Annotated in this window: 3 protein-coding genes; 1 reads left to right on the forward strand and 2 read right to left on the reverse strand. The window is 62.2% G+C overall.

Annotated elements, in window-relative coordinates; all coding sequences use genetic code 11:
- Positions 1–221: 221 nt before the first annotated feature.
- Both AC0L3X_RS31895 and AC0L3X_RS31900 read right to left on the reverse strand, forming a co-directional pair.
- On the reverse strand, positions 222–1,313 hold the full coding sequence (locus tag AC0L3X_RS31895; protein WP_063985767.1) for a TRAP transporter substrate-binding protein: 1,092 nt from the start codon (positions 1,311–1,313) through the stop codon (positions 222–224).
- Positions 1,314–1,643: 330 nt separating this feature from the next.
- Positions 1,644–2,735: a TRAP transporter substrate-binding protein gene (locus tag AC0L3X_RS31900; RefSeq protein ID WP_063986726.1), complete on the reverse strand. Its 1,092-nt coding sequence runs from the start codon at positions 2,733–2,735 to the stop codon at positions 1,644–1,646.
- A 292-nt stretch (positions 2,736–3,027) separates the two neighbouring features.
- On the opposite strand from AC0L3X_RS31900, the gene AC0L3X_RS31905 reads away from it, so the two are divergent.
- Positions 3,028–4,113, forward strand: coding sequence for an SDR family oxidoreductase (locus AC0L3X_RS31905; protein ID WP_063985766.1), 1,086 nt, complete (start codon positions 3,028–3,030; stop codon positions 4,111–4,113).
- Positions 4,114–4,399 lie beyond the last annotated feature (286 nt).

Raw genomic sequence — 4,399 nt, forward strand, 5'->3', positions numbered from 1 at the left:
TCATAGCCCGCAAAGCCGTTCTTCTTGGCGACGCCGTCGAGCTGGCCGATCACCTTCTGGTCGGGTGCGGTGTTCTCCAATATGGGCCTCTGGAGTACTGGATCGCACGGTCAAGCCGGGCGATGACACCTTTGGTGTGGTTCGGGCTCTCCCGAAACAAAAAGCCCCGGAGACATCTCCGGGGCTTTCGTCGTTTGTGGCGCTGCGTTTCGCTTAACGCCTCACGTCCGTGTCCGCATCCGCATCATGAAGCTGTCGTAGCTGAGCTCGGCGACCTGCATCCAGGCGAGCGACTCGTTCCTGAATGCCGACAGGCTGGTGTACATCTTGTTGAAGTGCGGATTGGTCTTGCTGAGATCGGCGTAGATCTCGTTGGCGGCGTTGTAGCAGGCCTCCAGGACTTCCTGCGGGAACGGCTTCAGGACCGCACCGGCCACCAGCAGGCGCTTCAACGCAGACGGGTTGACGTAGTCGTATTTGCCGGTGACCCAGGTGAAGGTATCGCGTGAGGCCATCTCGACCACGGCCTGATAGTGCTTCGGCAGCGCGTTCCACTTGTCGCGATTTATGACGTTGTGGCCCTGGCCGGTGCCTTCCCACCAGCCCGGATAGTAGTAGTATTTCGCGACCTTCACGAAGCCGAGCTTCTCGTCGTCATAGGGCCCGACCCATTCGGCGGCGTCGATCGTGCCCTTCTCCAGCGCCGGATAGATGTCGCCGCCCGCGATCTGCTGCGGCACGCCGCCGACCTTGGCGATGATCGTGCCGGCGAAGCCGCCGACGCGGAATTTCAGTCCCCTGAAATCCTCCATCGACTTGATCTCCTTCCGGAACCAGCCGCCCATCTGGGCGCCGGTCGAGCCGGTGGGAATGCCGACCGTGTTGTATTCCTTCAGCAGGTCGTTGAGCATTTCCGTGCCGCCGCCGAACAGCAGCCAGGAAATATGCGCCCGCGTGTTCAGTCCGAACGGCAGCGAGGTGCCGAACGTGAAGGCGGGGTTCTTGCCCCAGTAATAATACAGCGCCGTGTTGCCCATCTCGACCGTGCCGTTCGAGACCGCATCGAGCACCTGCAGGCCCGGCACGATCTCGCCGGACGCGAACGGCTGGATCTGGAATTTGTTGTCGGTGGCCTCGGCCACGCGCTTGCAGAAATATTCGCAGCCGCCGTAGAGCGTATCGAGCGCCTTGGGCCAGCTCGCGGCGAGCCGCCATCTCACTTCCGGCGAAGATTGCGCGATGGCCGGCGCAGCAACCGCTGTGCTTGCCGCCAGGCCAGCGCCTGTCACTTTCAGAAATTCACGACGTTTCATGCGTATCCCTCCGTTGTGCCGATTGCTCGACTAAGGGAACGATCTTCGTGTCGTCTTTTGCTTCGCCGAGAACCGAACTTGTCTTTGGTGAAGGTGTGAGTGTGTCCGACGGCCCTTCAGGGCTCTTTGTGGATCCCGTACGTTGCGGTTCCGGCCATCAGGATGACCGGTCGCCTTGCGATAATCAAGCGTCGTCGGAACGCTCGCAGTTGCGAAGCCGATGGGGACAACCAGGTTTGGTCCGAAACCAGAACCAAAGCACGTAAAACCCCGGAGATGGCAGCATCTCCGGGGCTTCTCCGTCTTTAGTCGTGTGAGCCGCTCAGCGCCTCACGTCTTGGTCCGCATCCGCGCCATGAAGCTGTCGTAGCTCAGCTCGGCCACCTGCGTCCAAGGCAACGAGTCATTCTTGAACGCGGTCATGCTCGCATGCATCTTGCCGAAATGCGGATTGGTCTTGGACAGGTCCGCATAGATTTCGTTGGCGGTGTTGTAGCACGCCTCGAGCACTTCCTGCGGGAAGCCCCTGAGGATCGCGCCGTTCACGATCAGCCGCTTCAGCGCCGGAGCATTCACCGCATCGTACTTGCCGGTGATCCAGGTGAAGGTGTCGCGTGACGCCGCGTCGATCGCCGCCTGATAGTGCTTGGGCAGCGCGTTCCACTTCTCGATGTTCATGATGTTGTGGCCCTGGCTCGTGCCTTCCCACCAGCCGGGATAGTAGTAGTACTTCGCGACCTTGGCGAAGCCGAGCTTCTCGTCGTCATAGGGACCGACCCACTCGGCCGCGTCGATGGTGCCCTTCTCCAGCGCCGGATAGATGTCGCCGCCGGCGAGCTGCTGCGGCACGCAGCCGAGCTTGGCGAGGATCGTGCCGGCGAAGCCGCCGATGCGCATCTTCAGGCCCTTGAGGTCGTCGACCGTCTTGATCTCCTTCCTGAACCAGCCGCCCATCTGCGCGCCGGTCGATCCGGTCGGGATGCCGTAGACGTTGTGCTCTTTCAGGAGGTCGTTGACGAGATCCTGTCCGCCGCCCCACAGCAGCCAGGAAATCTGCTGGCGCGTGTTCAAGCCGAACGGGAGGGCAGTTGCGAACGTGAATGCGGGGTTCTTGCCCCAATAGTAATAAAGCGCGGTATTGCCGATCTCGACCGTGCCGTTCGACACGGCGTCGAGCACCTGCAGGCCCGGGACGATCTCGCCCGCCGCAAAAGGCTGGATCTGGAATTTGTTGTCGGTAATGTCGGCGACCTGCTTGCAGAAATATTCGCAGCCGCCATAGAGCGTATCGAGGGCTTTCGGCCAGCTCGTGGCGTAGCGCCACCTGACCTCGGGCGACGACTGCGCGATCGCGGGCGCAGCCACTGCTGTGCTCGCGGCCAGGCCGACGCCTGTCACCTTCAGAAAATCACGACGTTTCATGCGCATCCCTTCCATTGCGTCGATGCATCGACCAGGGAACGATCTTGCTGTCGTCTTGTCTTCGTCGAGGATCGACGTTCTCTTGTTGAGATTTGTTTGAGCGTTTCCGAATGGCCCTGATGGGCTCTTGTTGCTGGAAGCCGAGCGTTGCGGTTCCGTCAGCAAGGATGACCGGACGCCCTGCGATAATCAAGCCTGATGCCTTCCTCGCAAGTGCGAACGCGGGCCAGACGCAAGTCGGAACCATCAGCGATCTGCTACGCGATTAGGCAATAACAAGGGAGGCTCGCGCATGACGGGCAAAAAGGTCGTGGTCGCTGGGGCAACCGGTCTCGTCGGCAACGCCGCGTTGCGACACTTCGGCACATCCGAGCCTTCAGAAGTTGTGGCGCTGTCGCGACGCAAGCCGCGCCACCTCTACGGCGCCCGCCACGTCCCGATCGACCTTACCAGCGAAGCCGATTGCCGCCGTGCCGCGGCCGAGCTTCAGGGCGCCACCCATTTGATCTACGCCGCGCTCTACGAGGCGCCACAGCTCGTCGATGGTTGGCGCGATCCGCAGCAGATCAAGACCAATGATCTGATGTTGCGCAATTTGATGGCCGCGCTCGAGCCGATGGCGCCAGACCTCAAGCATGTCGCCTTGCTGCAAGGCACCAAAGCCTATGGCGTTCACGTCCGCCCCTTGACGGTGCCGGCGCGCGAAGGCCGCTCCGAGATGTACGAGCAGCCCAACTTTTATTGGGCGCAGGAAAATTTCCTGCGCGAGCTCCAGGCCGGGAAAGCCTGGCACTGGAGTATCTTGCGCCCCGTTCTGATCGTCGGCCTCGCCATGGGCGGCGCCATGGATCTGATCCCGCCACTCGGCGTCTATGCCGCGATGCTGCGCGAGCAGGGCAGGCCGCTCGACTTTCCCGGCGGCGCCGCGCGGGTGGCGCAGGCCGTCGACGTCGATCTCCTCGCGCGCGCGATCGCCTGGTCGGGCGAGGCCAAGGCGGCACAGAACGAAGCCTTCAACGTCACCAATGGCGATGTCTTCACCTGGGAAAACATCTGGCCCGCGGTGGCCGACGCGCTGGAGATGAAGCCCGGCAAGCCGATCCCGCTATCGCTCGCCAAGGAGTTTCCCAATTGGGTCTCTTCTTGGGACGCGTTGCGACGCAAGCATGACCTTGTGTCGCCGGACCTCGCCGACTTCGTCGGCCTGTCGTTCCAATACGCCGATTACAGCATGCGCTACGGCCAGACCGAGTCCGGTCCGCCCTCGATCGTCTCGACCGTGAAGATCAACCGCGCCGGCTTCACCGAGATGATGGACACCGAGGACATGTTCCGGAAGTGGTTCAAGCAAGCCAGGGAAGAACGGCTGCTTCCATAGAGATCGCTACCACGAAGGCCCGCCGCCCGCTCGAAGCACTGGTGACGGTACGCGACCTCGATCCGGAGATCGGGGTCGTTCGTACACCCAGTCGTGCACCCACCGCGCGATCTGGATGCTAATTCTCGGCGAGAGCCACAACTCCGGCACGAAACAGGCGGCCCCCTTTGGGGCCCCCGGGGAGGTTTTAGTGAGAGCACAATAACAAAAGGGAGAGCTGGGGGGGGGCGGCGCGACCCCTTTAAAAAGTGGCCGGCCCGCCGACGAATCCGGTAAGGGGCGCCAA

It is taken from the genome of Bradyrhizobium sp. MI1.7, assembly GCF_055811795.1.

Excerpts from the sequence above, each read along its gene's own strand:
- AC0L3X_RS31900 (WP_063986726.1), bottom strand. The coding sequence starts at position 2,735 with ATGAAACGTCGTGATTTTCTGAAGGTGACAGGCGTCGGCCTGGCCGCG.
- AC0L3X_RS31905 (WP_063985766.1), top strand. The coding sequence starts at position 3,028 with ATGACGGGCAAAAAGGTCGTGGTCGCTGGGGCAACCGGTCTCGTCGGC.
- AC0L3X_RS31895 (WP_063985767.1), bottom strand. The coding sequence starts at position 1,313 with ATGAAACGTCGTGAATTTCTGAAAGTGACAGGCGCTGGCCTGGCGGCA.